The sequence below is a fragment of the Streptacidiphilus cavernicola genome (genome assembly GCF_042510955.1).
Classification (GTDB): Bacteria; Actinomycetota; Actinomycetes; order Streptomycetales; family Streptomycetaceae; genus Streptacidiphilus; species Streptacidiphilus cavernicola.
The window spans coordinates 150,312-176,102 of sequence record NZ_JBHFAB010000007.1 but is presented as its reverse complement, the minus strand read 5'-3'; the positions used below and the strand labels follow the sequence as shown (position 1 = coordinate 176,102).

At 73.8% G+C, this 25,791-nt stretch carries 24 protein-coding genes and 1 tRNA gene; 17 read left to right on the top strand and 8 right to left on the bottom strand.

Annotation, left to right across the window (positions count from 1 at the left end; translation table 11 throughout):
* Positions 1–6 precede the first annotated feature (6 nt).
* Positions 7–1,053: an endonuclease/exonuclease/phosphatase family protein gene (locus ACEZDE_RS12085; protein ID WP_380535446.1), complete on the bottom strand. Its 1,047-nt coding sequence runs from the start codon at positions 1,051–1,053 to the stop codon at positions 7–9.
* Positions 1,054–1,142: 89 nt separating this feature from the next.
* On the opposite strand from ACEZDE_RS12085, the gene ACEZDE_RS12080 reads away from it, so the two are divergent.
* From ACEZDE_RS12080 to nudC, 5 genes are all read left to right on the top strand, one after another.
* The gene (locus ACEZDE_RS12080; protein ID WP_380535445.1) at positions 1,143–1,742 is read left to right on the top strand and encodes a PadR family transcriptional regulator; all 600 of its coding nucleotides are present in this window, start codon (positions 1,143–1,145) and stop codon (positions 1,740–1,742) included.
* Positions 1,742–2,500, top strand: a complete 759-nt coding sequence (locus ACEZDE_RS12075) for an ABC transporter ATP-binding protein (RefSeq protein WP_380535443.1) — start codon at positions 1,742–1,744, stop codon at positions 2,498–2,500. The genes ACEZDE_RS12080 and ACEZDE_RS12075 overlap by 1 nt, the downstream gene beginning before the upstream one ends.
* Positions 2,497–5,322: an FtsX-like permease family protein gene (locus ACEZDE_RS12070; RefSeq protein ID WP_380535441.1), complete on the top strand. Its 2,826-nt coding sequence runs from the start codon at positions 2,497–2,499 to the stop codon at positions 5,320–5,322. The genes ACEZDE_RS12075 and ACEZDE_RS12070 overlap by 4 nt, the downstream gene beginning before the upstream one ends.
* Positions 5,323–5,406: 84 nt before the next feature.
* A complete protein-coding gene (locus ACEZDE_RS12065; RefSeq protein ID WP_380535440.1) occupies positions 5,407–6,840 on the top strand; it encodes a dipeptidase in 1,434 nt (477 codons plus the stop codon).
* Positions 6,837–7,802 carry an NAD(+) diphosphatase gene (nudC, locus tag ACEZDE_RS12060; protein WP_380535438.1) on the top strand — a complete coding sequence of 322 codons (966 nt, stop codon included), beginning with the start codon at positions 6,837–6,839 and terminating at the stop codon, positions 7,800–7,802. Before ACEZDE_RS12065 ends, nudC begins: the two co-directional genes overlap by 4 nt.
* A 58-nt stretch (positions 7,803–7,860) precedes the next feature.
* Here the strand turns inward: nudC and ACEZDE_RS12055 are convergent, their stop codons facing one another.
* The gene (locus ACEZDE_RS12055; protein WP_380535436.1) at positions 7,861–8,379 is read right to left on the bottom strand and encodes an ATP-binding protein; all 519 of its coding nucleotides are present in this window, start codon (positions 8,377–8,379) and stop codon (positions 7,861–7,863) included.
* A gap of 200 nt (positions 8,380–8,579) precedes the next feature.
* Here ACEZDE_RS12055 and ACEZDE_RS12050 point away from each other — a divergent pair, with 200 nt between their 5' ends.
* Positions 8,580–9,362 carry a GntR family transcriptional regulator gene (locus tag ACEZDE_RS12050; protein ID WP_380535434.1) on the top strand — a complete coding sequence of 261 codons (783 nt, stop codon included), beginning with the start codon at positions 8,580–8,582 and terminating at the stop codon, positions 9,360–9,362.
* 66 nt (positions 9,363–9,428) lie between these two features.
* Here ACEZDE_RS12050 and ACEZDE_RS12045 read toward each other — a convergent pair whose 3' ends face one another.
* Positions 9,429–9,683, bottom strand: a complete 255-nt coding sequence (locus tag ACEZDE_RS12045) for a glutaredoxin domain-containing protein (protein WP_380535433.1) — start codon at positions 9,681–9,683, stop codon at positions 9,429–9,431.
* Positions 9,684–9,848: 165 nt separating this feature from the next.
* On the opposite strand from ACEZDE_RS12045, the gene ACEZDE_RS12040 reads away from it, so the two are divergent.
* From ACEZDE_RS12040 to ACEZDE_RS12025, 4 genes are all read left to right on the top strand, one after another.
* A complete protein-coding gene (locus ACEZDE_RS12040; RefSeq protein WP_380535432.1) occupies positions 9,849–12,164 on the top strand; it encodes an ATP-dependent DNA helicase UvrD2 in 2,316 nt (771 codons plus the stop codon).
* A 152-nt stretch (positions 12,165–12,316) separates the two neighbouring features.
* Positions 12,317–12,619, top strand: coding sequence for a hypothetical protein (locus ACEZDE_RS12035; RefSeq protein WP_380535431.1), 303 nt, complete (start codon positions 12,317–12,319; stop codon positions 12,617–12,619).
* Positions 12,620–12,749: 130 nt separating this feature from the next.
* Positions 12,750–13,100 (top strand): WhiB family transcriptional regulator, encoded by a 351-nt coding sequence (locus ACEZDE_RS12030; protein WP_380535429.1) that lies wholly within the window; start codon positions 12,750–12,752, stop codon positions 13,098–13,100.
* Positions 13,097–13,459, top strand: a complete 363-nt coding sequence (locus ACEZDE_RS12025; RefSeq protein WP_380535428.1) for a hypothetical protein — start codon at positions 13,097–13,099, stop codon at positions 13,457–13,459. Before ACEZDE_RS12030 ends, ACEZDE_RS12025 begins: the two co-directional genes overlap by 4 nt.
* A gap of 95 nt (positions 13,460–13,554) precedes the next feature.
* On the opposite strand, the gene ACEZDE_RS12020 is transcribed toward ACEZDE_RS12025, so the two are convergent.
* Together ACEZDE_RS12020 and ACEZDE_RS12015 are read right to left on the bottom strand one after the other, a co-directional pair.
* The gene (locus ACEZDE_RS12020) at positions 13,555–14,904 is read right to left on the bottom strand and encodes an ABC1 kinase family protein (protein WP_380535426.1); all 1,350 of its coding nucleotides are present in this window, start codon (positions 14,902–14,904) and stop codon (positions 13,555–13,557) included.
* The gene (locus ACEZDE_RS12015; protein ID WP_380535424.1) at positions 14,901–16,022 is read right to left on the bottom strand and encodes a ThiF family adenylyltransferase; all 1,122 of its coding nucleotides are present in this window, start codon (positions 16,020–16,022) and stop codon (positions 14,901–14,903) included. The genes ACEZDE_RS12020 and ACEZDE_RS12015 overlap by 4 nt, the downstream gene beginning before the upstream one ends.
* Positions 16,023–16,253: 231 nt before the next feature.
* Between ACEZDE_RS12015 and ACEZDE_RS12010 the strand changes: the two genes are divergently transcribed.
* Positions 16,254–16,880, top strand: a complete 627-nt coding sequence (locus ACEZDE_RS12010; protein WP_380535422.1) for a M48 metallopeptidase family protein — start codon at positions 16,254–16,256, stop codon at positions 16,878–16,880.
* 45 nt (positions 16,881–16,925) lie between these two features.
* Here the strand turns inward: ACEZDE_RS12010 and ACEZDE_RS12005 are convergent, their stop codons facing one another.
* Both ACEZDE_RS12005 and ACEZDE_RS12000 read right to left on the bottom strand, forming a co-directional pair.
* On the bottom strand, positions 16,926–17,510 hold the full coding sequence (locus ACEZDE_RS12005) for an NUDIX hydrolase (RefSeq protein ID WP_380535420.1): 585 nt from the start codon (positions 17,508–17,510) through the stop codon (positions 16,926–16,928).
* The gene (locus ACEZDE_RS12000; protein WP_380535418.1) at positions 17,507–19,060 is read right to left on the bottom strand and encodes a zinc-dependent metalloprotease; all 1,554 of its coding nucleotides are present in this window, start codon (positions 19,058–19,060) and stop codon (positions 17,507–17,509) included. The genes ACEZDE_RS12005 and ACEZDE_RS12000 overlap by 4 nt, the downstream gene beginning before the upstream one ends.
* Positions 19,061–19,202: 142 nt before the next feature.
* Between ACEZDE_RS12000 and ACEZDE_RS11995 the strand changes: the two genes are divergently transcribed.
* From ACEZDE_RS11995 to ACEZDE_RS11980, 4 genes are all read left to right on the top strand, one after another.
* Positions 19,203–20,390, top strand: coding sequence for an NAD-dependent epimerase/dehydratase family protein (locus tag ACEZDE_RS11995; RefSeq protein WP_380535416.1), 1,188 nt, complete (start codon positions 19,203–19,205; stop codon positions 20,388–20,390).
* 121 nt (positions 20,391–20,511) lie between these two features.
* The gene (locus ACEZDE_RS11990; RefSeq protein ID WP_380535415.1) at positions 20,512–20,946 is read left to right on the top strand and encodes a molybdenum cofactor biosynthesis protein MoaE; all 435 of its coding nucleotides are present in this window, start codon (positions 20,512–20,514) and stop codon (positions 20,944–20,946) included.
* A gap of 131 nt (positions 20,947–21,077) precedes the next feature.
* A complete protein-coding gene (locus ACEZDE_RS11985; RefSeq protein ID WP_380535413.1) occupies positions 21,078–21,242 on the top strand; it encodes a hypothetical protein in 165 nt (54 codons plus the stop codon).
* A 42-nt stretch (positions 21,243–21,284) separates the two neighbouring features.
* Positions 21,285–22,361: a YlbL family protein gene (locus tag ACEZDE_RS11980; protein WP_380535412.1), complete on the top strand. Its 1,077-nt coding sequence runs from the start codon at positions 21,285–21,287 to the stop codon at positions 22,359–22,361.
* Positions 22,362–22,402: 41 nt separating this feature from the next.
* Here the strand turns inward: ACEZDE_RS11980 and ACEZDE_RS11975 are convergent, their stop codons facing one another.
* On the bottom strand, positions 22,403–22,954 hold the full coding sequence (locus ACEZDE_RS11975) for a PPA1309 family protein (RefSeq protein WP_380535411.1): 552 nt from the start codon (positions 22,952–22,954) through the stop codon (positions 22,403–22,405).
* A 239-nt stretch (positions 22,955–23,193) separates the two neighbouring features.
* On the opposite strand from ACEZDE_RS11975, the gene ACEZDE_RS11970 reads away from it, so the two are divergent.
* A complete protein-coding gene (locus ACEZDE_RS11970) occupies positions 23,194–25,470 on the top strand; it encodes a UPF0182 family protein (RefSeq protein WP_380535409.1) in 2,277 nt (758 codons plus the stop codon).
* 44 nt (positions 25,471–25,514) lie between these two features.
* Positions 25,515–25,588 (top strand) — tRNA-Met (locus ACEZDE_RS11965).
* Positions 25,589–25,791: the final 203 nt, after the last annotated feature.

The following is a 25,791-nucleotide window of genomic DNA, read 5'->3' as shown; positions in this document are numbered from 1 at the left end:
GGGCCGTCACAGCTCCAGCTCGACCACCAGCGGGCGGTGGTCGGAGACGCCCAGGGCCGGGGTGCCGGTGCCCTGCACCGCGCTGCGCGGCACGCCCACCGCCAGCACGTGGTCGAACTGCACCGAGGGCCGGTGCGCCGGATAGGTCGGCGTCCTGGCCAGGTCGTGCCAGCCCTGCAGCAGCGCCCGGCGCGGCAGCTGCCCGCGCTGGGCCGCCGGGCGGGACCGCAGGTACACCCCGCGCCGGGCCCGCCGGCCGCGCAGTTCGCGCCGGGCCTCGCGGGCGGCCTCGCGCCGGGCCTCGCGGGCCTCCCGTCCGCGCTCCGCGCCGGCTCCACGCCAGCGCTCCGGGCCGAGGCCGTCCACGATCGCCGCCCCGCCGAGCACGGTCCGCGGCACCGGGCCGATCAGGTTGAAGTCCCCGAGCAGCAGGTACGGCGCGGGCAGGTCGGCGATCCAGCGGCGGATCCCGGCCAACTGCCCCATGTTCCAGCCGGGTACGAACGACAGATGGGCCGCGACCACGGTGAACGGGCCGTCCGGCCCCTCCAGCACCGCGGCGACCGCGGCCCGCGGCTCGTCCGGCACGGGGGTGAGGCCGCGCCGTCCGGCGACCCGCAGCGGCAGTCCGAACGGCGCGGGGGCGAACCGCCGGGCCCGCCAGTGCCGCACCGGAAGCCGGGTGACCAGGGCGGTCCCGTAGGAGGGGAGCCGGTCGCCGGGGCCGCCGCGGTCCGGCCCGTACACCTGGAAGCCGGGGACCCCGGGCTCGTGGATCCAGCCCGCGCCGGGCGCCGGGCGGCCGTGCAGCGCGGCGGCGAAGCGCCAGTCCCCGGCCCCGAGCGCCTTCGCGGCGACCGCGGTCTGGTCGACCCGTCCCGATCTCTCCTGGTTGCGGTCGACCTCCTGCATCGCCAGCACGTCCGCGTCCAGCGCGGCCACCGCGTCGGCGAGCGGGGCGGCCGGGTCGGCCGGGTAGGGGAGGGGGCTGCCGTCCGGGCCGAGCGGCTGACCGTGCAGCAGGTTGAACGTTGCGATACGGAGTTGGCTCACCCCCAGAACCTATCGGCCCCGGGTGAACGCCCGTACCGGTCAGCAGCGCAGCTTGAAGCGGTCGTGCATACCGGGTATACATACGCAGTATGTCTATCCGCCACGGCCTGCTCGCCCTGCTCGAACAGGGGCCGCGCTACGGCTATCAGCTGCGCGCCGAGTTCGAGGCCCGCACCGGTGCGACCTGGCCGCTGAACGTCGGCCAGGTCTACACCACGCTCGGCCGGCTGGAGCGCGACGGCCTGGTGAAGCCGCACGGCGAGGACGCCGAGGGGCATGTCTTCTACGCCGTCACCGACGCCGGCCGGATCGAGCTGCGCAGCTGGTTCGAGAGCCCGGTCGACCGGAGCACGCCGCCGCGCGACGAGCTGGCGATAAAGCTGGCGATGGCGGTGACCGTCGGCGCGCTGGAGGGCTCGGGCGTCGACGTCACCGCCGTGGTCCAGGGCCAGCGGCGGCACACCATGGCCGCCATGCAGGGCTTCACCCGGCTGAAGGTCAAGGCCATGGCGGCGCTGGAGCGCCCGGACTCCTCCAGCCAGGACCTGGCCTGGCTGCTGGTCCTGGACCAGCGGGTCTACCAGGCCGAAGCCGAGATCCACTGGTTGAACAACTGCGAGACCCGCCTGACCAGGCACGCCGCGAGAGTCGCCGCGCAAGCGACCGTACGAGGGGAAGAACAGCAGTGATGAGCAGCAGCACAGAGCAGGGGCCGGGGGCCGCCGACACGGCGATACTCCGGTTGCGGGGGGCTTCCCGGGTGCACGGCCGCGGCGCGGCCGAGGTGCACGCGCTGAGCGGGGTCGACCTGGCGGTGCTGCCGGGCGAGTTCGTCGCGGTGATGGGCCCCAGCGGCTCCGGCAAGTCCACGCTGCTCACCCTGGCCGGCGGCCTGGACGCGGCGACCTCGGGCCAGGTCCTGGTCGAGGGCCGGGAACTGGGCGCGCTGTCACGGAAGGACCTGGCCGCGGTCCGCCGCCGGTCCATCGGCTATGTGTTCCAGGACTTCAACCTGATCCCGGCGCTGACGGCGGCGGAGAACGTCTCGCTGCCCCGCGAGCTGGACGGCCTGAGCGCCCGCAAGGCCCGGGTCGAGGCACTGGCCGCGCTGGCCGAGATCGGCATCGCCGACCTCGCCGACCGCTTCCCCGACGAGATGTCGGGCGGCCAGCAGCAGCGGGTGGCCATCGCCCGCGCGCTGATCGGCGACCGCCGACTGGTCCTGGCCGACGAGCCCACCGGCGCGTTGGACTCCAGCACCGGCGAGTCCGTGCTCGCCGTGCTGCGGGCCCGCTGCGACGCGGGCGCCGCGGCGGTGATGGTCACCCACGAGGCGGGCCACGCCGCCTGGGCCGACCGCGTGGTCTTCCTCCGCGACGGCAGGCTGGTGGACGAGTCGGGCCCGGTCGCGGCCGAGGCCCTGCTCGGGACGGGCGACGCGCTGTGAAGCTCTCCGCCTGCCGGGTGGCGCTCCGCATCGCCCGCCGAGACGCGCTGCGCGCCAAGGGGCGCAGCGCCCTGGTCGTCGCCATGATCGCGCTGCCGATCCTGGGCGTCACCGCCGCCGACGTCACCTACCGCAGTGCCCACCTCAGCGCCCAGCAGGCCGCCGACCGGCAGATGGGCGCGGCTGCCGCGTATGTCTCGGTCTACGACCTGGGACGGCCGGTCGAGCAGGCGCCCGATCCCGACGACGGAACCGATGAGCCGGGCGGCGACAAGCCGACGGCGCAGCAGCAGGCGGTCGCGAAGGAGCCGGTCGGCCAGGTGCTCGCGCGGGCGCTCCCGGCGGGTGCGCGGGTGACGCCGGTCAACGCGAGCGACTACCTCTCGGTCTCCACCGCGTACGGGCAGACCACCACGCGGGTGCAGGGCCTGGACCTCGGCGACCCGCTGCTGCACGGCCTGGTGACGGTGCTTCGGGGCCGCCCCCCGGCCGCCGCCGACCAGGTCGCGGCCACCTCGGCGTTCCTCGCCGACACCGGGCTGAAGCTCGGCGGCACCACCACGGTCCGCGGCACCACCCGGCCGCTGACCATCACCGCCGTGGTGGAGTTCCCCAGCGACCTGGGCAGCGACCGGCTCGTCGGGCGGCCCGCCGACATCGCCGCGCTCGCCGCCGCGGCGGCATCTCCCGGCGGCACCCCGGCCCCGATGAGCCAGCCGGACTACCTGGTCACCCTGCCCGGCGGCGCGGCCTTCGGCTGGGCCGACGTGGTCAGGGCCAACGGGTTCGGCTTCACCGTCAGCTCCCGCGCGGTGCTGGCCGACCCGCCGCCGCGCAGCGCCGTCCCCTACTTCCGGGACCGCGGTGCGGACGGCGGCGTCCCGCTCTCGGCCACCGGGGTGACCGTGGCCGCGACCGTGGTGGGCATGGCGCTGCTGGAGATTGTGCTGCTGGCCGGACCGGCCTTCGCGGTCGGCGCGCGCCGCTCCCGCCGGCAGCTCGGGCTGCTCGCCGCGGGCGGAGGCGACCGGTCCCAGATCGGCGCCGTGGTGCTCGGCGGCGGTGTGGTGCTGGGCGCGGTCGGGGCCGTGCTCGGCCTGGTGGTCGGGGCGGCGACGGTCGCCATCGGCCGGACCCCGCTGGAGCAGCGGGTCGGCGCGCGGTTCGGAAGCTTCGCGCTGCAGCCGCTCGACCTGCTCGGCATCGTCTGCGTCGGCCTGCTCACCGGGCTGCTCGCGGCGATCGTCCCGGCGGTCCAGGCCGCCCGCGCCGATGTGGTGGCCTCGTTGACCGGCCGCGGCTCGGTCAAGCCGCCGTCCAAGCGGCTCACCCTGCTCGGCGCGCTCGCGGTCGCGGCCGGTGCGGCGATGGCGCTGCTGGGCGTCGGCATGGGCGACCAGACCGCCGCGATCATGGGCGGCTCGATGATCGCCGAACTGGGCGTGGTCGCCTGCACCCCGTTCCTGGTCGGCCTGTTCGGGAAGCTCAGCCGCTGGCTGCCGCTCGGCCCCAGGCTGGCGCTGCGCGACTCCGCCCGGCATCGCGGGCGGACGGCTCCGGCCGTGGCCGCGGTGATGGCGGCGGTCGCCGGGGCCGTCGCCGTGGTCGCCTACCAGGGCAGCAGCACGGCCGAGCAGCGGGCCGGGTACAGCGCCTCGGCCCCGGTCGGTTCCCTGGTGATGCAGGTCTCGCAGAGCTCCTCGGCCGCCGACCTGGCCCAGCAGCGGGCCGCGGTGCAGCGCAGCGTCCCCGGGCTCGGCCCGCGCGGCGACTTCGGCGCGGTCACCACACCGGGCGCGGACTGCACCGGCGACGACCCGTGCGGCTACGCCTCGGTCAGCCTGCCGGAGGACCAGGTCTGCCCGGCCTACGCCAAGGGCGCGCGGGTCTGGAGCACCGACGAGATCAAGGCGCTCAGCCGGACCGACCCGCGCTGCCGGATCGCGTACGGCACCGGGCCGAACTACAGCGGCTACGCGTTGACCGCGGGGGACGCCACCACGCTGCGCAATCTGGCCGGGGTCACCGACCCGGCCGCGGTGCGGGCCCTGGCCGAGGGGAAGGTGCTGGTCCGCAGCCCGCAACTGATCGGCCACGACGGCATGGTGACCGTCTCGGTCGACATTTCGCCCGCTCCTGACAACCCGAACGACAACGGCAGCGTCAAGACGTACCGGGCTCCCGGCTTCGCCGTCTCCAGCGACGTCAGCAGCTTCACCGGGATGATGACCCCGGAGACCGCCCGGCGGATGGGGATGGCGGTGAACCCGACCGGCTCGGTCTGGCTGCCGCCGCGGATGCCGGGCAAGGCCGACGAGCAGCGGGCGCAGGCCGCCGCCGAGCGGGTCGACGACGCCTCGATCACGGTGGAGCGCGGCTTCCAGAGCGAGTCCACCGCGATCGAGCTCGGCCTGATCCTGACCGCCTCGGTGGTCGCGGTCGCCGCGGCCGGGATCGCCACCGGCCTCGCGGCGGCCGACTCCCAGGCGGATCTGGCGACCCTGGCGGCGGTCGGCGCGGCGGCCAGGATCCGGCGCACGCTGTCCGGCTTCCAGTGCGCGGTGATCGCCGCGATGGGGGCGCTGCTCGGCTCCGCGGCGGGCCTGGTGCCCGCGGCGGCGCTGTGGCGGATCCACGGCGGCGGCTCGGGCTCGATGTCCTACGACTTCGGCACCGGTGTGATCGACGTCAAGTCGGGTGCGGCGCTGCTGGTGCCCTGGGGCCCGATGGCGCTGGTGGTGGTCGGACTGCCGCTGCTGGCCTGGCTGCTGGCGGCGGGCTTCACCCGCTCGCGGGTGGTGCTCACCCGCCGGGCGGGCTGAACCGACCGGTTCGCGTCCCTCCGGCCGGGGGGCTGGAGGGACGCGGTTCCGGGGCGGTCCCGGGTTCGAACTAGAGTCGTCCCCATGACGACTTCCCCGGACAGCGCGGTCCGCGAGTTCATCGCCGAGCACCGCCCCGCCTTCCTCGACGAACTCGCGGAGTGGCTCCGCATCCCCTCGGTCTCGGCCGACCCCGACCGGGCCGGGGAGGTGCGCCGCTCCGCGGAGTGGCTCGCCGCCAGACTGCGGTCGACCGGCTTTCCGGTCGCCGAGGTGTGGGAGACCGCGGACGGCGGCCTGCCGGCGGTCTTCGCCGAGTGGCCCTCCGGGGACCCGGACGCGCCGACCGTGCTGGTCTACGGCCACCACGACGTCCAGCCGGCCGACCGCGCGGACGGCTGGGTGACCGACCCGTTCCAGCCGGTGGTGGTCGACGGACGGATGTACGGGCGCGGCGCGGCCGACGACAAGGGGCAGGTCTTCTTCCACACCCTGGGGGTGCGCGCGCACCTGGCCGCGACCGGCCGCAGCACGCCCGCGGTCAACCTCAAGCTGCTGGTCGAGGGCGAGGAGGAGTCGGGCTCGCCGCACTTCGGCGCGCTGATCCGGGAGCACGCCGAGCAGTTGGCGGCGGACGTGGTGATGATCTCCGACACCGGGATGTGGGGCGAGCGGACCCCGACCGTGTGCACCGGCATGCGCGGCATGGTGGAACTGCAGATCGACCTGACCGGTCCGGCCCAGGACATCCACTCCGGCTCCTTCGGCGGCGCGGTGCCCAACCCGGCCACCGAGGCGGCCCGGCTGGTGGCCGGACTGCACGACGCCGACCGGCGGGTGGCGGTCCCCGGCTTCTACGACGGCGTGGTCGAGCTGACCGCGCAGGAGCGCGAGCTGTTCGCCGAACTGCCCTTCGACGAGGCCGAGTGGCTCGGCGTGGCCAAGTCCCGGGCCACCCTGGGCGAGCAGGGCTTCAGCACCCTGGAGCGGATCTGGGCCCGGCCGACCGCCGAGGTCAACGGCATCTGGGGCGGCTACACCGGCCCCGGCGGCAAGACCATCGTCCCGTCCTCCGCGCACCTCAAGCTGTCGTTCCGGCTGGTCGCCGGGCAGGACGTGGAGAAGGTGCGGCAGGCGGTGGCCGACTGGGTCGCCGACCGGCTCCCGGCCGGGATCGGCCACGAGATCACCTTCACCGGCAGCACCCGGCCCTGCCTGACCCCGCTGGACCACCCGGCGCTGCAGTCGGTGGTGCGGGCGATGGGACGCGCGTTCGAGCAGAAGATCCGGTTCACCCGCGAGGGCGGCTCCGGACCGGCCGCCGACCTGCAGGACGTGTTGGGTGCGCCGGTGCTGTTCCTGGGCATCTCGGTCCCGTCGGACGGCTGGCACTCGGTCAACGAGAAGGTCGAACTGGACCTGCTGGCCAAGGGCGTGGAGACCTCGGCGTACCTCTGGGGCGACCTCGCCGCGAACTGGCCCGCCGGGAAGACCGCGGGGGAGATGGGTAACGCGTGACCGTGCAGTCAGAGAATCCGGGCAGCCGGATCGACCGTCCGCCGCTGGCGCTGTCCCGGGCCGGGGTGGACCGGGCGGCCGAGCACCGGTTGGACGAGCCCTGGCTCGCCGCGGCCTGGAGCCACCCGGACACCCGGGTGCTCGCGGTGGCCGAGGGCCAGGCCTTCGTGGTCGACACCGAGCAGGGCAGCGAACTGGTGCTGCTGGCCAGCTTCGAGACCCCGGAGGGCGGCGAGCGCTACTTCCTCGGCACCGGCGAGGACGGCGTCGCGTACTTCGCGCTGGCGCTGGCCTCGCTGCCGGGCCGGCTGGACGGGGAGGCCCGCCCGGCCGGGCTGCGCGAGGTCGGCGCCACGCTCCGGGACCGGGACGCCGGCCTGCTGGTGCACGCGGTGGCGCTGGAGAACTGGCACCGCTCGCACCGCTTCTGCTCGCGCTGCGGGCACCCCACCGTCCCGGCCGCGGCCGGGCACGTGCGGCGCTGCACCTCCTGCGCGCACGAGCACTACCCGCGCACCGACGCGGCGGTGATCATGATGGTCACCGACGAGCAGGACCGGGCGCTGCTCGGCCGGCAGGCGCTGTGGCCGGAGGGGCGCTACTCCACCCTGGCCGGGTTCGTGGAGCCGGGGGAGTCGCTGGAGCAGGCGGTGGCCCGCGAGGTCGCCGAGGAGGCCGGCGTGCTGGTCGACCTGGCCACGGTCGCGTACGTCGCCAGCCAGCCCTGGCCGTTCCCGTCCAGCCTGATGCTGGGCTTCACGGCGCGGGCCGACCGGCGCGCGGGCGCGACCGACATCACCGTCGACGGCGAGGAGCTCTCCGAGGCCCGCTGGTTCAGCCGAGAGGAGCTGAAGGCGGGGATGGAGAGCGGCGAGGTGCTCCCGCCGTCCGGGATCTCGATCGCCCGTCGACTGGTCGAACTCTGGTACGGCGGCCCCCTTCCCGAGTCCGCGCGCTGGTAGCCGCGAACGCCCGTCGGCAGTTGAGGTGCGGGAGGGGGCCGCGCGCCCCCTCGGTGCTTCAGACGCCGGGTTCACCCGAAGGGCGGACCCGGCGTCGGCGTGCCGCCCCGGCCCCGACGCCGCGGCCCGCCCCCGCCCGCACCGGCTCGGCCTCCTCGGCGGGGCCGATCCACTGCGGGTCGGGGGCGCTCGGCTGGAGCACCAGGACGCAGCTCACCGTCTTCCCGGTGAGCCGGACCACGACCTCCCAGCTCTCGGCCAGCAGCTCGACGATGGCCAGGCCGCGACCGCCCTGGGCGTCCGCGTCGGCCTCCCTCGGCACGGGCAGCGAGGTGCCCTCGTCGGTGACCGCGATCCGCAGGCTGCGGCCGGTCAGGGCCAGGGTCAGGTCGACCGGCCCCCGGCCGTACTGGAAGGCGTTGGTGACCAGTTCGGAGACCAGCATCTCCGCGCTGTCGATGAGGTCGGGCGCACCCCAGGCCGCCAGCGCGGTCCTGGTGATCCGCCGGGCGTGGCGGACGTTCTGCGGGTGCGGCGGGAAGGAGGCGATCGCGGCCCAGGCTCTCCGGTTGTTCATCGTGGCTGCTCCGGCCGTGCGAGATGGCTGACATACGGGTCTACCCCGATGCGACCGCCGCCATGGCGGCGGCATTGCTGCATTCAGGGCATGGAATGCGATAGCACGCAAGTGGTTGGAATAGTTGGGATTGCGCCAATCTTGACTTATGTTGGCTGGTTTCTCGGATGCCCCGCAAGTGAAATGGCTACATTCGCGGTGTGAATATTTCTCGTGGCCCGGGACAGGCCCCCAAATACCAGCGGCTGGCCGCGGATCTTCGTCGTCGGATCATGGCAGGCGAATGGCAGGGTGGCGAGGCCCTGCCGGTCGAGAGCGAACTGGAGAACCAATACGGCGTCGCTCGTAATACTGTCCGACTTGCAGTTGATGTGTTGGTCAATGAGGGACTGCTGGTCCGGGTCCAGGGCAAGGGCACCTACCTCAAGGACCACCCGGTCCTCGACCACCACGCGTACACCTCCCCCGCGGACGGCGCGCCGGGCACGCCGCTGGCCGCACCCTCGCTCGCCTACGCCGAGGAGGCGGAGCGGGCCGGGCGGAAGCTGACGGCGGACTTCCAGATGCTGATCGTACGAGCGACCACCGACATCACCGAGCGGCTGCGCATCAAGGCAGGTGAGGCCGTGGTCCTGCGCCGGGTGCTGCGGCACATGGACGGCGAGCCCTGGGCGATCGAGGAGAGCCACTACCCGGTGGCGCTGGCGGCCGGGACCGCGCTGATGGACCCGGACCCGGTGGACGGCGGGGACGAGGTGGCGCTCGGCGCGGCCGGGCACGTCGAGGTCGGCTGCGTGGACGAGCTGGCCGCGCGGATGCCGAACCCGGAGGAGGCGCAGTGGTTCCAGGCCGGTCCCGGCGTCCCGCTACTGGTGCAGCTGCGCACCGGGTTCACCGGGAGCGGCCCGATCCGGGTGACCGAGACCCGCTACTGCGCCGACCGTAATCGACTGCTTTACAGTCTCGGCGAAAGAAAAGGCTGATTTTTCTGTCAAAAAATGCCCCCGCTGGAACGTGATTCGTCCGGCAGGGGCATTCATGACGGCATTTCAGACGCCGGCCGCCTTCTTCACCTGGGCCAGGCTGGGGTTGGTCATCACCACCTGCTCACCGGCCTCGGGGACCACCAGCACCGTCGGCACGGTCTGGTTGCCGCCGTTGGCCTGCTCCACGAACGCCGCCGACGCCGGGTCCAGCTCGATGTTGACCTCGGTGTAGCCGATGCCCTCCCGGTCCAGCTGCGACTTCAGCCGGCGGCAGTAGCCGCACCAGGTGGTGCTGTACATCGTGATCGTGGCGGGCATCCGGGGTCACTCCTTGGATCGGTCGGTCCGGTGGCACTCCTGGAACGTCCGTCCGGGCCGGATCATTCCGAGGAGTCGGGCCCGGGGGTCGGCCGGGCATACCGTCGTACCGGGGCTGTGGACAACCGGGCCCGGGTGGACGGTGGGACTTGAGAGGATGGGGGGATGCAGGCTCAGCTCCCGGGCTCCCAGCCCTTCCCCAGCGACGTCCCGCGCTACGCCGACGCCGACGACGTGCTCGCCGGGCTCGACCCGGAGCAGCGTGCCGTCGCCACCGCCCTCAGCGGCCCCGTCTGCGTCCTCGCGGGCGCCGGGACGGGCAAGACCCGGGCGATCACCCACCGGATCGCCTACGGCGTCCGCAGCGGCGTGATGCAGCCGCAGCGGGTGCTCGCGGTCACCTTCACCGCGCGGGCCGCGGGGGAGATGCGCGGGCGGCTGCGGGCGCTGGGCGCCGAGGGGGTCCAGGCCAGGACGTTCCACGCGGCGGCGCTGCGCCAGCTCCAGTTCTTCTGGCCGCGGGTGGTCGGCGGCGAGCTGCCGCGGCTGGTCGAGCGCAAGGTCCAGCTGGTGGCCGAGGCCGCCGCCCGCTGCCGGATCCGGCTGGAGCGCACCGAGCTGCGGGACCTCACCGGCGAGATCGAGTGGGCCAAGGTCACCCAGACCGTCCCCGAGGACTACCCGGCCGCGGTCCGCAGGGCCGGTCGGGAGGCCCCGCGCGACCCGGCCGAGATCCGCCAGGTCTACAAGGTCTACGAGGAGGTCAAGCGGGACCGCGGGGTGATCGACTTCGAGGACGTGCTGCTGCTCGCGGTCGGCGTGCTGGAGGACCGCGCCGAGGTCGCCGAGCAGGTCAGGGCCCAGTACCAGCACTTCGTGGTGGACGAGTACCAGGACGTCTCGCCGCTCCAGCAGCGGCTGCTCGACCTCTGGCTCGGCCCGCGCTCCAGCCTCTGCGTGGTCGGCGACGCCAGCCAGACCATCTACTCCTTCACCGGGGCCAGCCCGTCCTACCTGCTGGACTTCCGGCTGAGGCACCCGGACGCCACGGTGGTGAAGCTGGTCCGCGACTACCGCTCCAGCCCGCAGGTGGTGCACCTGGCCAACGGGCTGCTGGCGCAGGCCAGGGGCCAGGCCGCCCGGCACCGGCTGGAACTGGTCTCGCAGCGCGAGGCCGGGCCGGACCCGGCCTACACCGAGTACCAGGACGAGCCGGGCGAGGCCGAGGGCACCGCCAAGCGGATCCAGGCGCTGCTCGGCTCCGGCGTCCGGGCCAGCGAGATCGCGGTGCTGTTCCGCACCAACGGCCAGTCCGCGGTCTACGAGCAGGCCCTCGCCGACCTGGGCATCCCCTACCAGCTCAGGGGCGCGGAGCGGTTCTTCGAGCGGCCCGAGGTCCGCGACGCCGGGATCCTGCTGCGCGGGGCGGCCCGGGGCAGCAGTGACCCGATGCTGGACGGCGCGCCCGAGGCGCTGGCCGAGCAGGTCCGCGCGGTGCTGTCGACCCGCGGCTTCACGGCGCTGCCGCCGGCCGGGGCGGGCGCGGTCCGCGACCGCTGGGAGTCGCTGGCCGCCCTGGTCCGGCTGGCCGGGGAGTTCGAGGCCGAGCGGCGGACCGCCGGGCTGCGGGCCGACCTCGCCGCCTACGTCGCCGAGCTGGACGGGCGGGCCGCGGCCCAGCACGCCCCCGCGGTCGAGGGGGTGACCCTGGCCTCGCTGCACTCCGCCAAGGGCCTGGAGTGGGACGCGGTCTTCCTGGTCGGCCTGACCGAGGGCATGGTCCCGATCACCTACGCCAGGACCGACGAGCAGGTCGAGGAGGAGCGCCGGCTGCTCTACGTCGGGGTGACCCGGGCCAGAGCGCACCTCTTCCTCTCCTGGGCGCTCTCCCGCTCGCCGGGGGGCCGGGCCTCCCGGCAGCCCTCCCGCTTCCTGGACGGGCTGCGCCCCGGCTCCCCCGGCGGGGCGCGCGGGCAGCGCGCCGCCGGCCGGGGGGCCCACGGCGGTGGGGCATACGGCGGGTCGTACGGCGGGGGAGCAGCGGCGGGCGGCGGGACGGCCGCGGGCGGGGCCCTGCGCAAGGCGGGCCGGCCGCTGCGCTGCCGGGTCTGCGGGCGGGTGCTCACCGAGGCGGTGGAGCGCAAGCTGAGCCGCTGCGAGAGCTGCCCCTCGCAGATGGACGAGGGCCTGCACGAGCGGCTCCGCGACTGGCGGCAGGAACAGGCGCGGGCGCAGGGCCTGCCCAACTACTGCGTCTTCACCGACGCGACCCTGGTCGCCATCGCCGAGGCGGCCCCGGTCTCGGTCGGCGAACTGGCCGGAATCGCCGGTGTCGGCAGAGCGAAGCTGGACAAGTACGGCGGTGCCGTGCTGTCGTTGTGCCGTGGGGAGTCTCCTGTCGACTCCGAACCGGACGAATCGGACGACATTCCGGACGACTGGGACGAGAGCGACGCCCCGGAGAACTCATTGGAAAAATAGTTTGCGCCCGCAGCGCGGAGCGCACTAGCGTGCCGGAGACGGTCGAGGGAACGAGATCGTCCGGCACCACCGCAGGACCGCAGGACAAGACAACTGACCATTGAGGCTCCCGGCTCGCCGGGTTCCGAGCACGCCGAGAGGAGGCGGACATTGTGAAGACAACCCTGATCAAAACGACTGGTCAGCCCATGGCCGCCTGCTTCGGCATGCCCGTCTCCGCCCTGTCCTCCGTCGCCCCCATCGCCCTGCCGGGTCTTGGCGGCTTTGAAGGCAGCGATCTGTCCGCGATGTGGACGATCGAGCGCGACGAGCGACCGCTGTCGGCACTCGTAGCAGCAGTCGGAGCCAATCACGGCTCCGTCTATGCAACGAGTGCCGGAAACCACCAGCAGGCAGCGCAGTACAACGCAGAGCGGCCCTTCCGCGGGCCTGACCCCTGGAGAGATCTCACCTGATCGCGCATCAGGAAGCCTCCAGGGCCGCGGAATCCCGTTCAGGGAACCGCGGCCCTTCTGTTTTGTCCGGCGCACAGCCGACATCCGACCAGCACCACCCGACAGAGAGCACGAGGACAACGTGTCATCGGTGACCGCCCCGCCCAGCCCCGTTCCGCCGTCCGCCCCACCCACCGCGCAGGACCACCCCCCGGAGGTATCCCTTATGCAGATCACCGCGTTCGACGACGCCGAGACCCTCGGCGCCCCCATCCCGTGTCGTTCGCTCGACCCCGAGGTCTTCTTCGCCGAGACCCCGGCCGACGTCGAGTACGCCAAGTCCCTCTGCGGCACCTGCCCGGTCAAGGAGTCCTGCCTGCAGGGCGCCCTGGAGCGCCGGGAGCCCTGGGGCGTCTGGGGCGGGGAGCTGTTCGTCCAGGGTGTCGTCGTCGCCCGGAAGCGGCCCCGGGGCCGTCCGCGCAAGAACGAGGTCATCGCATGATCGCCAGGAACACCCCGGCCGGCGCCCTCCGCAGGTCCGTACGGGAAGCCGCAGCGAAGACCGACCAGGCCGCCACCGCGGCACTCCACCCGTCCATCGATCCGACGTCCGACAAGCAGGCCCTGATGACTCTCACCAGCACCGAACCCGATGCCCACCGCGGCGCCGAAGCCGCGAGCAACTCCCGGAGGAACCTCCACATGCAACTCATGCCCGAAGCCCTGGCCCGTGTCCATCTGCAAGAACGCCGCCAGGAGGCGGAGCACGAACGCCTGGTGCGCGCGCTCAAGCTCCGGCACAAGGCCGAGCGGATGACCCTGCGTGCGCGCAAGGCGCTCGCCAGCGTCGTCATGCAGTAGCGCAGCGGCACCGACCGAACATCACTTCCGCACGATCACTCCGCACGTCACTTCTGCGCAGGCCCGGGACCGCACGGTTCCGGGCCTGCGGGCTGTCAGGCCTCGACCCAGTCCTCGGAGTCGGCGAAGCCGGGCAGCCACTCCAGCAGCTCGGCCCGCAGCGCCGCCTCGGCGTCCAGCTGGCAGAGCACCCCGATGGTGCTCAGTGTGACGCGGTGTATCAGCAGGTAGGACGGCGGCAGGTTGAGCTGTCGGCCCAGCGCGTAGGCGGGGGAGCGGGGATCGCCGACCCGGGCCGCCTGGGAGCGCATCCAGCTCCTGGTGAAGTGGAACCGCTCCACCGCGGCCGGCTCGATGATCGGCAGCACGTAGTCCAGCACCGCCGCCGGATCCAGCTCGATGGCCGGCTTGACGAAGCCCTCCTGCCGCAGCATCTCCAGCACGCCCGCGGCGTCGTCGGCCAGGGCCATCCGCAGGGCGCTGCCTATCGGCAGCGGCAGCCCCTCCGGGAGCCGGTCGACCGTGCCGAAGTCCAGCACGCCGAGCCGCCAGCCCTCGGCCGGGCCCTCGTCCACCAGCAGCCGGAAGTTCCCCGGGTGCGGGTCGGCGTGCAGCAGGCCGGTCCTGGCCGGGCCCGCGAACAGGAAGCGGGCCAGCAGCTGCCCGGCCCGGTCGCGCTGCTCCCGGGTGCCGTCGGCGATCACCTCGGACAGCGGGATGCCGTCCATCCACTCGGTCACCAGCACCTGGTCGCCCTGGGCCACCACGGCCGGGACCGAGATGTCCCAGTCGTCGGCGAACTCCTCGGCGTGGACCCGCTGGGACTGGGCCTCCAGAGCGTAGTCCAGCTCCTCGGTGACCCGGTTGCGCAGCTCGCTGATCAGCGGCTTCACATCGAGGCCCGGGATCAGCGGGCCGATCAGCCGGGCCACCCGGCCGAGCTGGGTCAGGTCGGAGAGCAGGGCGTCGCCCGCGCCCGGGTACTGCACCTTGACCGCCACCGCGCGTCCGTCGTGCCAGACCGCGCGGTGCACCTGGCCGATCGAGGCCGCCGCGGCGGGCTTGTCGTCGAACGACTGGAACAGCTCGCGCCAGTCCGCGCCGAGCCGCTCGGCCAGTGCGGCGTGCACCGAGACGGCGGGCATCGGCGGCGCGGCCTCCTGCAGCTTGGTCAGCGCGGCCCGGTAGGGGCCCGCGACCTCCTCCGGGAGGGCGGCCTCGAAGACCGAGAGGGCCTGGCCGAACTTCATCGCCCCGCCCTTCAGCTCGCCGAGGACCCGGAACAGCTGGTCGGCGGTGCGCTGCTGCAGTTCGGCGGAGACCACGTCGGCGGGACGGCCGCCGATCCGCTTGCCCAGGCCGAGGGTGGCGCGCCCGGCGAAGCCCAGGGGCAGAGCGGCGAGCTTGGCCGTGCGGGTCACGGCTTTACGCGGAAGATCGCTCACGCTTGCCTCCCAGTAGGCGGATCAAGGGTTGCCATCATTGTCCCCCCAGCGGCGGGCACGGGTTTCCAGCAGCAGCCGCAGTCCGGGTGGGCCTCGAGCGGGCGGCGCCGCATCGAGCCGTCCAGCATGGACACCTCGGCCCACCCGCCCAGGCTAGGGGGTGACGCGCCGTCCAGGAACATCAGGCAGTGCAGCGCGGCCAGCCCGGCCACGGTGGTGGCCAGCGCGCTGTCGCAGGCGGCGGATCCGCTGCCGGAGCGGCCCGAGCAGTGCTGCGCCAGCAGCCGGGGCCAGGCCGGGTCCTCGTCCGCGCGGTGCTGCGAGAGGCAGTTGCCGCAGGCGGAGCGGCCCGGGAGGACGAACGGGCCGACCGTGCCCAGGGTCTCCAGCACCCCGGCGTAGAGGTGCGGGACGCCGGCGTGCAGCAGCTCGCGGCTGAGCCCGGGGTCGGCCAGCAGCCCGGCGGCGTCCCCGCGCGGCGCGACCACCACCAGGTCGGGGACGCGCCGGGCGGCGGCCCCGTCGTCCGGCCGGCCGGGGGCGGCCCGGCGGACGGCAGCGCGGGCCGCGGCGGCCCTGGGCCGGCCGGTGTCGGCGATCAGCACCCCGCAGGGGGAGGTGTCCTGCTCCAGCACGCTGCCGCTGTCGACCACCTCGACCAGGCCCACCCCGGAGGCGGCGAGCACCGCGGCGATGGCGCCACCGACCCGGCCGCCGCCGCGGACCCGGACCCTGGCCCTGCGTCTGGCCAGCAGCAGTTCGGGCCCGCGGCCGGGCTCCGGGTGGGCCAGCGAGAGCGCGGCCAGATCCGGGCCGAGCCGGGCCAGCTCGGCCGGGGGCAGTTCCAGCAGCGGTCGCCGGGCGTCGGCGTCGTCGAGGGCGCCGACCCGCTCCAGCCGTTCCAGCAGCAGGCCGACCCGCTCGGCGGGGAGGTCGAGACCGGCCGCGGCGGCGGTCAGCGCGGGCAGCTCCCTGGTCCCGTCGAGCAGGTCGAGGAAGGCGGCGTCGGCCGGTTCCGCGGACTCGACCACCGCGGCGTGCGCCCGGCCCACGCCGAACTGGAGCGTGTGCCGGTCACGCCAGGCCCGGCGCAGGGCCGGCTTCAGACAGGGGCGCATGGGGTCTCCTTCACGGTGCCTGGACCGAGCATGCACCCCGGGGCTCGCGGGCCCGGAAAGTTATCCACAGGCTGGGGGTAGTAGTCATACGAACGCCGGGGGAGTGGCTCATATCTCTGCCCGGCTTGCCCGAAGATATCCCCATTTCCTGGCCCAGAACCGGGCGTTGGGAGATTTCAATTCAGCCAGGAGGCAGGACTTCTGTCACCGCCAGCAGGTAACGTCTGGCGCGTGGCAGCAGGACAGGATTCCCGTCCCTCTGTTCCGCGTCAGCACGCCCCGGACCCATCCGGAACGGCTGCCGCGGCGCAGGCCGTCGAGGTGCGCCGCAGCGCCCGCCGCAGTCGTACCGTCTCCGCCTACCGCGAGGGCGACCGCACCGTCGTGCTGATCCCGGCCCGGATGTCCGCGGCCGAGGAGAAGCGCTGGGTGGCGCAGATGCTGGACAAGCTCGCGGCGCAGGAGAGCAGGCAGATCCTCGGCGACGACGCCCTGGTGGCCAGGGCCGCCGAGCTCTCCACCCGGTACCTGGACGGCCGGGCGGTCCCGGCCAGCGTCCGCTGGGTCACCAACCAGAACACCCGCTGGGGCTCCTGCACCCCGGTCGAGGGCACCATCCGGCTCTCCCACCGGCTCCAGGGCATGCCCGAGTACGTGGTCGACTACGTGCTGCTGCACGAGCTGGCGCACCTGCTGGTGGCCGACCACGGCCCGCGGTTCTGGGCGCTGCTCGACCCGTACCCGCGCACCGAGCGGGCCCGCGGGTACCTGGAGGGCGTGGTCGCGGCGGCCCGGCTGCCGCATGTGCCGGGCCCGCGGACCGAGGCCGAGCCGGAGAGCCTCGGCGACTGCGGCTAGGTCTGCTCTGGTCTGGTCCGTGGGCGGGAGAGCGGGCGGCCCGGGTCAGCCCAGCAGCTTGCGGGCCCTGGCGACCAGCGTCCTGACCGAGGCGTCGGTCGGCGTGGGCAGCGCGTCGTAGCCGAACCAGCGCAGGTCGAGCGACTCCTCGCTGATCCGCTCCACCGCGTCGGCCGGGGCCAGCGCCAGGTACTGGACGTCCAGATGGGTGTTCTCCGGCTGGTCCCGGCCGGCGCAGCGGACCGCGTGCCGGTCCAGCTTCACCGGCGCCGGGGCCTCGGCCGGATACAGCAGCAGCCCCTGGTCGATCCCGGACTCCTCGGTGCCCTCGCGCAGCGCGGCGGCGGCCAGCGAGGCGTCCCCCGGCTCGCAGTGGCCGCCGAGCTGCAGCCACAGGCCCACCTTGGGGTGCAGCGTCAGCAGCACCCGCCCCCGTTCGACGTCCACCACCAGCGCGCTCGCGGTGATGTGCGCCGGGTGGCAGGAGCGCCACACGCCGTCGGGGCGTGCGGCCAGGTGGTCGAGGTAGTCCCGCCGGAGCAGGTCCTCCTCGGCGTCGGGGGCGACCCACTCCTGGAGCGTGCGGACCACGTCCGCGTGCAGCAGGCCATCGTCGGGCGGAAGGCTCACGCCTTGCCCTCGTCATCGCCGTCGGAGTCACCGGAGCTGTCGGTCCCGTCGGAACCACCGGCGCCGTCGGCACTGTCGGCTTCGCCGGGCTTCGCCGGCGGATCAGCGACCGGGCCGCTGCCCGCCGCCGCGGCGCGGCCCAGCATCTCGTCCAGCTTGGAGAAGTCGATCTTCTCCCCGTCGTCGTCCGCGACCGCGTCCCCGCTGTGCACGAAGCCGTCCGGGTCGTCCAGGTCCTTGGCGGTGGGCAGCATGTCCGGGTGCTCCCACAGGGCGTCGCGCCCGTCGGTGCCGCGGGCGTCGCCGAGCGAGGCCCACAGCCGGGAGGCGTCCCGCAGCCGGCGCGGGCGCAGTTCCAGGCCGACCAGGGTGGCGAAGGTCTGCTCGGCCGGGCCGCCGGAGGCCCGGCGGCGGCGCAGCGTCTCGCGCAGCGCCGGGGCGTGCGGCAGGTGCGGGGCCGCCGCGGCGTGCACCACCGCGTCCACCCAGCCCTCGACCAGGGCCAGCGCGGTCTCCAGCCGGGCCAGCGCGGCCTTCTGCTCGGGGGTGTCCTCGGGCTGGAACAGGCCGCCGGACATCGCCTCCTGCATCGACTCCGGGTTGCCGGGGTCGATCTGGCCGATCAGGTCCTCCAGCCGGGAGGTGTCGACCTTGATGCCCCGGGCGTAGGCCTCGACCGCGCCGAAGAGGTGCTGCCGCAGCCACGGCACATGGGCGAACAGCCGCTGGTGCGCGGCCTCGCGCAGGGCCAGGTAGAGTCGGACCTCGTCGGCCGGGACGGACAGGCCCTCGCCGAAGGCGTCGATGTTCTGCGGCAGCAGCGCGGCCTTGCCGGCCGGGCCGAGCGGCAGCCCGACGTCGGTGGAGCCGACCACCTCGGCGGCCAGTGCGCCCAGCGCCTGCCCGATCTGGGTGCCGAACATCGCGCCGCCCATGCTGCGCATCACCCCGAGCAGCGGGCCCGCCATGGCCTGCATCTCCTCGGGAACCACGCCGCCCATCGCCCCGGCCACCCGCTCGGCCACCGGGTCCACCAGCTCCTTCCAGGCGGGGAGAGTGGCCTCGATCCACTCGGCCCGGCTCCAGGCGACCGCGCTGTTGGCGCCGACCGGGAGCGAGGTGGCGGAATCAAGCCAGAGATCGGCCAGTCGGACCGCCTCGGCCACGGCGGTCCGTTCGGACTCACCTACCGAACGGTCCTTCGAGCCGTCCTCGGCGGGCTGCACCACGGCCTGCCGGGCGAGGTCCTTGGCCAGCTCCCAGTTGACCGGGCCGCCGTCGAACGACAGCATCTGGCCGAGCTGCTGGAACGCGGCCCCGATGTCGCCCGGGTTCATGGCGCCGAACAGGCCTTCGAGCGGATTCCCCGAGCCGCCGGACCCGGGCATGCCGGGCAGGTTGCCGAAGCCGAAGTTGAACGGGTTGGACGGGCCGCCCGATCCCGGGGTCCCCGAGCCGGAGCCCGAGCCCGTACCGTCGGCCTTGTCGCCCTCCTTGCCGTCCTCGGGTTCCTCGGGGGGCACACCGAAGCCGAAGGGGAAGTCGTTCACGAGTTGCCTCGATCTCGTCGGCCGTCGCTCCGAGCGGCGGGGGGAAGTACGTCCGGGGGCTCGCCTCGGGCAGGATGGTCGATACGTGACACGTGCGTGCGCATCACACGTACGCATCAAAATTAACCGTGAAGGAGAGCCGGTGAGTTCCCCACCTTCGCACGTTCGCTCTGGGCTGACCGCTGAGCAGGGCGGTCCGGAGGCCGCGGAGGAGGTCGCCCCCGGTCCCGAGGAGGCGGCGGCCCCCGCGGCAGCCGGTCCCGAGTACGACGGGCCGCCGCTGGTGGTGGCGGTGACCGGCGCCGCCTCCGGTGTCGGCGCGCTGCTCGCGGCCCGGCTGGCCGGCTCGTCCGCGGTGAAGCGGGTGCTGGCGATCGACGAGCGCCGGGGCGACGTCCCCGGCGTGCAGTGGCGAGTGCTGGACGTCCGCGACCCGGCCGTGGCCGAGCGCCTCACCGGGGTGGACGTGGTGGTGCACCTCGCCCTCGACCTGGGCATGGACACCGACCCCAAGGCCCGCAGCGCCTACAACGTGCGCGGGACCCAGACCGTGCTCACCGCCGCCGCGGCGGCCGGGGTGCACCGGGTGGTGCTGTGCACCTCGGCGATGGTCTACGGCGCGCTGGACGACAACGAGATCCCGCTGGCCGAGGACGCGCCGCTGCGCGCGACCGAGGAGGCCTCCCTGGTCGGCGACCTGCTGGAGATCGAACGGCTGGGCCGGCGCGCCCCGATGGCGCACCCCGGCCTCTCGGTCACCGTGCTGCGCCCGGCCGTGGTGGTGGGGCCCGCCGTCGACACCGTGCTGACCCGGCACTTCGAGGCGCCCCGGCTGCTGGTGGTGGCCGGTTCGCGGCCCTGCTGGCAGTTCTGCCACGTCGAGGACCTGGCCACGGCGCTGGAGTACGCGGCGCTCGGCCTGGTCGAGGGCGAGGTCACGGTGGGCTGCGACGGCTGGCTGGAGCAGGAGGAGGTGGAGGAGATCACCGGCATCCGCCGGATGGAGCTGCCCGCCTCGCTCGCCCTGGGCACCGCCGCCCGGCTGCACCGGCTCGGGCTGACCCCGGCCCCGGCCGGGGACCTGGCGTACACCATGTTCCCGTGGGTGGTCTCCGGCAGCCGGCTGCACGAGGCCGGCTGGCGTCCGGTGCACACCAACGAGGAGGTGCTGGGCGAGCTGCTGGCCCAGGTCTCCGGCAACCACGCGGTGGCCGGACGCCGCCTCGGCGGCAAGGACGCGGCGACCACGCTGGGCGCGGCCGGCGCCACGGTGGCCCTGGTCGGCACGGCGGCGCTGGTGCGCCGGGCCCGCAAGCGCAGGCGGATCTGACCGGCCGTCGGCTCCCCCGGGGGCCCGGCAGCGGGCTCGTCAGCGGCCCGGAGGTGGAATGTTATGTCCGCGATACGAAAGCGGGGACGGATCCGCCGTCGCCGTGGGCGATGATGGACCCATGAAGGACGCCGACGACCCGATCCGCCTGCTGGCGCTGCGCGAGACCCCGCTCTCCCTGGACGAGGTGCACGCCGCCGTCGGCGACACCCACGCCGGGGGGACGGTCGTCTTCGTCGGCACCGTGCGGGACCACGACGGCGGCAAGGCCGTCACCGCTCTGGAGTACAGCGCCCATCCCACCGCCGAGAGCGAGCTGCGCCGGGTGGCCGAGAAGGTCGTTGCCGACTTCCCGGTGACCGCGCTGGCCGCGGTGCACCGGGTGGGCGAACTGCGGGTGACCGACGCCGCGGTGATCGTCGCGGTGTCCTGCGCGCACCGGGGCGAGGCCTTCGAGGCCTGCCGCAGGCTGATCGACGACCTCAAGCACACGGTGCCGATCTGGAAGCACCAGCGGTTCGCCGACGGCGAGGAGGAGTGGGTCGCCTCCTGCTGAGCGGCCGGCCGGAGTCCGGCTCGCGTCCGGTCCGGTCGGGGGCCCGGGAGGCGTGACCCGAACGGCTCTGTGATCGTTGTCCCTATGGGCGGATAGTCTGCTCATAGCCGCGACGAGCAGGAGTGACGAACATGAGTGTGCTCGCCTGGTGGGCCATCCCCGCGGTGGCCGGTGTGTGCGCGGCGGTCTGGGCCGCCTGGTCGACCCGGACCAGGACGACGGGTGACAACGACTCACTCGCCGGTCACCAGCGCTTCCGTGAGGCGATGGAGCGGACGAGCGGCCCGAAGCAGTAGTCCGGCGGGCGGAGCGCCGATCACGTCCCGTACTGTCGTGCCATGCCACGGCGCTCCGCGACGATGCTCGCCTCCACGATCCTGCTCATAGCGCTGTTCCTCGCGACCGCGTTGATCAAGGTGCCCTACTCGGAGATGAGCCCGGGGCCGACCTACAACACGCTCGGTGACCAGAACGGCAAGCCGGTGATCACCATCAGCGGCCGGACCACCTACCCGACCACCGGAAACCTCAACATGACCACGGTCGAGGTGACCAGCGCGGACTACGAGCTCAACCTGGTCGAGGCGGTCACCGGCTGGCTCCGGCACGACGCGGCGGTGATCCCGCACGCCAACCTCTACCCGGACAACCAGACCGAGCAGCAGGCGGAGCAGCAGAACGCCGAGGACTTCACCGCCTCCCAGGACAGCGCCAAGGCCGCCGCGCTGAAGCAGCTGGGCATCCCGGTGGGCACCGAGGTGGTCGTCTCCGCGGTGGTGGCCGGCAGCCCTTCGGTCGGCAAGCTGCACGCCGGTGACGTGATCGTGGCGGTGGACGGCGCCAAGGTCACCGACCCGAGCCAGGTGGCCGTCCTGGTCACCAAGCACCAGCCGGGCCAGGACGTGGTGTTCACCGTGCTCCCGCCCGGCAAGGACGGGAAGAACGGCACCACCGGCGGCGCCCCGCAGCAGGTCACGGTGACCACGGCGAAGAACCCGGACACCGGCAAGGCCATGGTCGGGATCCAGCCGGGGACCGAGCACACCTTCCCGTTCTCGATCGACATCAACCTGGGCGACGTCGGCGGCCCCAGCGCCGGGCTGATGTTCTCGCTCGGCATCGTCGACAAGCTCCAGTCGACCGACCTGACCGACGGGAAGTTCGTGGCCGGCACCGGCACCATCGACGACACCGGCAAGGTCGGTCCGATCGGCGGCATCTCGATGAAGGTCATCGCCGCGCGCAAGGCCGGGGCCCAGTACTTCTTCACCCCGTCGGACAACTGCGCCGAGGCCGCGAACGGGACGCCGAGCGGGCTGCGGCTGATCAAGGTGGACACCCTGGCCCAGGCCGTGAACGACCTGGCCGACATCCGTTCGGGGAACACCGCGGCGCTGCCCAGCTGCGCCAAGTAGGCAGCGGGAGCAGCGCCGCGGGGGGTCAGGCGAAGGCGCGGTCAGGCGAAGGTGGTGAGCAGCGCCTCGGCCAGCCCCGGCACCAGCGCGGGGCCGGTCAGCACCTCGCGGGGGGAGTCCTTCTGCCGCAGCCGCAGCGCGGTCTCCTTCGTCCCGTCCCGCAGCACGGCCACGGTCATCCGGACCTCCTGCCGTTCGGGGTGCTCGGCGACCCACGTGGTCAGCTCCCGCTCCGAGGCGCCCTCGGGCAGCTTCGCCTCGGCCGTCGGCGGCAGGATCAGCCGCTCGACCACCAGGGCGCAGCCCGCGACCGCGTCCGGCCAGGCGATGGTGCCGAGGAAGGTGTCCAGCGGGGTGCCCTTGGGCACCTCGTCCTGCTCGATCGGGGTGAACTCGTTCCCGGCGCCGGGCTCCAGGCCCAACTGGCGGGCCAGGCCCGGCTCGCTCTTCAGCAGCGCGGCGGTGTCCACCAGGGCGAACAGGCGTGCGGGCTGGTCCCAGCCGAGGCCGGAGGCGTACTCGTCGATTTCGAGGACGGCGCGGGTGATCGGGCGGGCGGCAGGAGGAAGGCTCTCCTGAAGGGGTTCGGACATGGCATCCATCCTCACATGTCCACGGACCGGAACTCTCCGTGGACGGGAACTCGGAGGCGGCCGAATCAAGTTGCATCTGAGGGGAACCGGCCTCGGGGCTCCCGTGGATGAGAACCGGGTCGAGACCCCCAGTCCTTGAGGTGCGTGCGGTGGTATTCCAGATGCCGGATCGCGGCGGTTCCCGGCCGTCCCGCGGGCCACGCCTGCGCACCGCTCTGCCCTACCGCGGAGGCGTCCTGGTGCGGACCGCCCTGGTCGCGGTGCTGCTGGCCGGGCTCTTCGCCACTGCCACGGCGGTGTGGGCGGACCGGCTCTGGTACGACTCGGTCGGCTACGGCGGGGTGTGGAGCACCGTGCTCAGCACCCGGGCGCTGCTGTTCCTGGCCTTCGGGCTGGCCACCTCGCTGCTGGTGGGCGTCAACTGCTGGCTGGCGTACCGGCTGCGGGCGCCGCTCAGCGCGATGTCCGAGGAGCAGCGCAGCCTGGAGCGCTACCGCTGGGCGGTCGACCGGCACCGCGGCCGGGTCCTGGCGCTGGCCGCGCTGGTGCCCGGCCTGGTCGCGGGCGCGGCGGCCAGCGACGACTGGCGGACCTGGCTCGCCTACGACCACGGCACCCGCTTCGGCACGGTCGACCCGCAGTTCCACCGGGACCTCTCCTTCTACGTCTTCACCCTGCCCTGGTACCGCTGCCTGCTGGGCTTCGGGCTCACCGTGCTGGTGGCCACCCTGGCGATCACCGCGCTGGTGCACTACCTCTACGGCAGCATCCAGGCGCAGGCCAGGGGCCGCCGCTTTTCCGGCGCGGCGCAGGCCCACCTCGGGGTGCTGCTGGGCCTGTTCACCGCGCTCAAGGCGGTGGCCTACTGGCTGGACCGCTACGCGCTGGAGCTGAAGGACGGCAGCCTCGGCCCGGTGCGCGGCTGGACCGGGCTGGACTTCACCGACGCCACGGCGGGGCTGCCGGGCCGGGCCATCCTCTGCTGCGCGGCGCTGATCTGCGCGGTGCTGTTCCTGCTGACGCCGCTGCGCCGGAGCTGGACCGTGCCGATGATCGGGCTGGGGCTGATGGCGTTGTCGTCGGTCCTGGTCGGCACGGTGTACCCGGCGCTGGTGCAGCAGTTCCAGGTCAGGGCGGACCAGAAGGCCAAGGAGCAGCCCTACCTGCAGCGCAACATCACCGCGACCAGGGACGCCTTCGGCATCGCCGCGGCCGGGGTGACCGCCTACCCGGCGGCCGGCGCGAGCGGGACGGGTAACGGGGGCGGGACCACCGGCGGGGACGGGACGACCGGCGGCGCCGGGTCCGCCGCGGCCCCGCACAGCGACGCGGCCAAGGCGTCCGGGTCGGCCCGGGTGCCGTCCGCCGCCTCCGCCACCGCCGCGCTGGGCGGCCTGCGGCTGCCCGCCCCGGCCGCCGCCGCGCCCGCCCCGGCGGACGCGCCGGGGGCCCGGGTGCTGGCCGTGGCGCCCTGGCTCAGCGTGGACGGCGACCCGTACCCGGTCACCGTCGGCGGGCGCAAGGAGTGGGTCGTGGACGGCTACACCACCAGCGACGACTACCCCTACGCGGCGCGCGCCACGCTGGGCTCCGGCGGGTCCGGGGTCCGGGTCAACTACGTCAGGGACGCGGTCAAGGCCACCGTGGACGCCAAGACCGGCGCGGTCACCCTCTACCAGTGGGACCGCACCGACCCGGTGCTCAGCACCTGGATGAAGGCCTTCCCCGGGACGGTCCGCCCGTACGCCGAGATCGGCGCTGACCTGAAGTCCGAACTGCGCTACCCCGAGGACCTGTTCACGACGCAGCAGCGGATGCTGGCCGACTACCACGTCACCGACGCCGCCTCCTTCTACGACGGCGGCGACGCCTGGCAGGTCCCGGCCGACCCGGCCGGCGGCGGGGGCGCCCAGCCGCCGGCCTACCTCTCGCTGCCCGAGCCGGGCCGGCCGACCGACTCCACCGCGCTGACCGGGGCCTTCGTCACCGGCAGCGGGAAGAAGGAGCTGGCCGCGCTGATCTCGGCGGACCCGCACGGCACCCTCCGGGTGCTCGACCTGGCCCCGGGGACGAGCACCCCGGGCCCCGCGGCGGCGCAGGCGGCCTTCGGCGCCGACCCGCTGGTGGGAACGCAGTTGGCGCTGCTGCGGGGGAGCAGCGGCTCGTCCCTGAGCTACGGCGGGCTGGTGGCGCTGCCGGTCGGCGGCGGGGTGCTCTACACCGAGGCGGTCTACCTGGGCCGCCCGACCGGGGCACGGCCGGTGCCGGAGAAGGTGCTGGCGATGTTCGGCAGCCGCACGGCCATCGCCTCCGACCTGCCGACCGCCCTGTCCGAGGTCCTGGTCGGCGCCGGGTCGGGGAGCAGCGGCCTGGACGCCAGTCTCAGCGCGGCCCGGCAGGCATACCAGGACGGCGTGGCCGACCTCGGTCGCGGCGACACCGCCGCCTACCGGGCCGACCGGGAGCGGCTGGCGGCGGCGCTGGGCGCGGCCCTCGGAGCCGTACCGGCCAACTGATTTGCACGGTCCGCCGTTTCTGATCTACAGTGAGGACACAACGACGCGGGGTGGAGCAGCTCGGTAGCTCGCTGGGCTCATAACCCAGAGGTCGCAGGTTCAAATCCTGTCCCCGCTACTCCTTGTCGGAAGGCCCGGTGCAATCGCACCGGGCCTTCCGCGTGCGTGTCCTCCGCAGGTTTCCCGGTGCCAGTGGGGAGACTGTGACTCAGGGAGCTTGCTCCGCAAGGTTGATGTGTCGCGAAATCGACAAAGCGCTGAAGTAACCCCCAGCGCTGGGGTATACCAGGTGTACGCGGGTTGCGGGTGATGCGACGATGA

Excerpts from the sequence above, each read along its gene's own strand:
- ACEZDE_RS12080 (WP_380535445.1), top strand. The coding sequence starts at position 1,143 with ATGTCTATCCGCCACGGCCTGCTCGCCCTGCTCGAACAGGGGCCGCGC.
- ACEZDE_RS12075 (WP_380535443.1), top strand. The coding sequence starts at position 1,742 with ATGAGCAGCAGCACAGAGCAGGGGCCGGGGGCCGCCGACACGGCGATA.
- ACEZDE_RS12065 (WP_380535440.1), top strand. The coding sequence starts at position 5,407 with ATGACGACTTCCCCGGACAGCGCGGTCCGCGAGTTCATCGCCGAGCAC.
- ACEZDE_RS12055 (WP_380535436.1), bottom strand. The coding sequence starts at position 8,379 with ATGAACAACCGGAGAGCCTGGGCCGCGATCGCCTCCTTCCCGCCGCAC.
- ACEZDE_RS12045 (WP_380535433.1), bottom strand. The coding sequence starts at position 9,683 with ATGCCCGCCACGATCACGATGTACAGCACCACCTGGTGCGGCTACTGC.
- ACEZDE_RS12040 (WP_380535432.1), top strand. The coding sequence starts at position 9,849 with ATGCAGGCTCAGCTCCCGGGCTCCCAGCCCTTCCCCAGCGACGTCCCG.
- ACEZDE_RS12025 (WP_380535428.1), top strand. The coding sequence starts at position 13,097 with ATGATCGCCAGGAACACCCCGGCCGGCGCCCTCCGCAGGTCCGTACGG.
- ACEZDE_RS12015 (WP_380535424.1), bottom strand. The coding sequence starts at position 16,022 with ATGCGCCCCTGTCTGAAGCCGGCCCTGCGCCGGGCCTGGCGTGACCGG.
- ACEZDE_RS11990 (WP_380535415.1), top strand. The coding sequence starts at position 20,512 with ATGAAGGACGCCGACGACCCGATCCGCCTGCTGGCGCTGCGCGAGACC.
- ACEZDE_RS11985 (WP_380535413.1), top strand. The coding sequence starts at position 21,078 with ATGAGTGTGCTCGCCTGGTGGGCCATCCCCGCGGTGGCCGGTGTGTGC.
- ACEZDE_RS11980 (WP_380535412.1), top strand. The coding sequence starts at position 21,285 with ATGCCACGGCGCTCCGCGACGATGCTCGCCTCCACGATCCTGCTCATA.
- ACEZDE_RS11975 (WP_380535411.1), bottom strand. The coding sequence starts at position 22,954 with ATGTCCGAACCCCTTCAGGAGAGCCTTCCTCCTGCCGCCCGCCCGATC.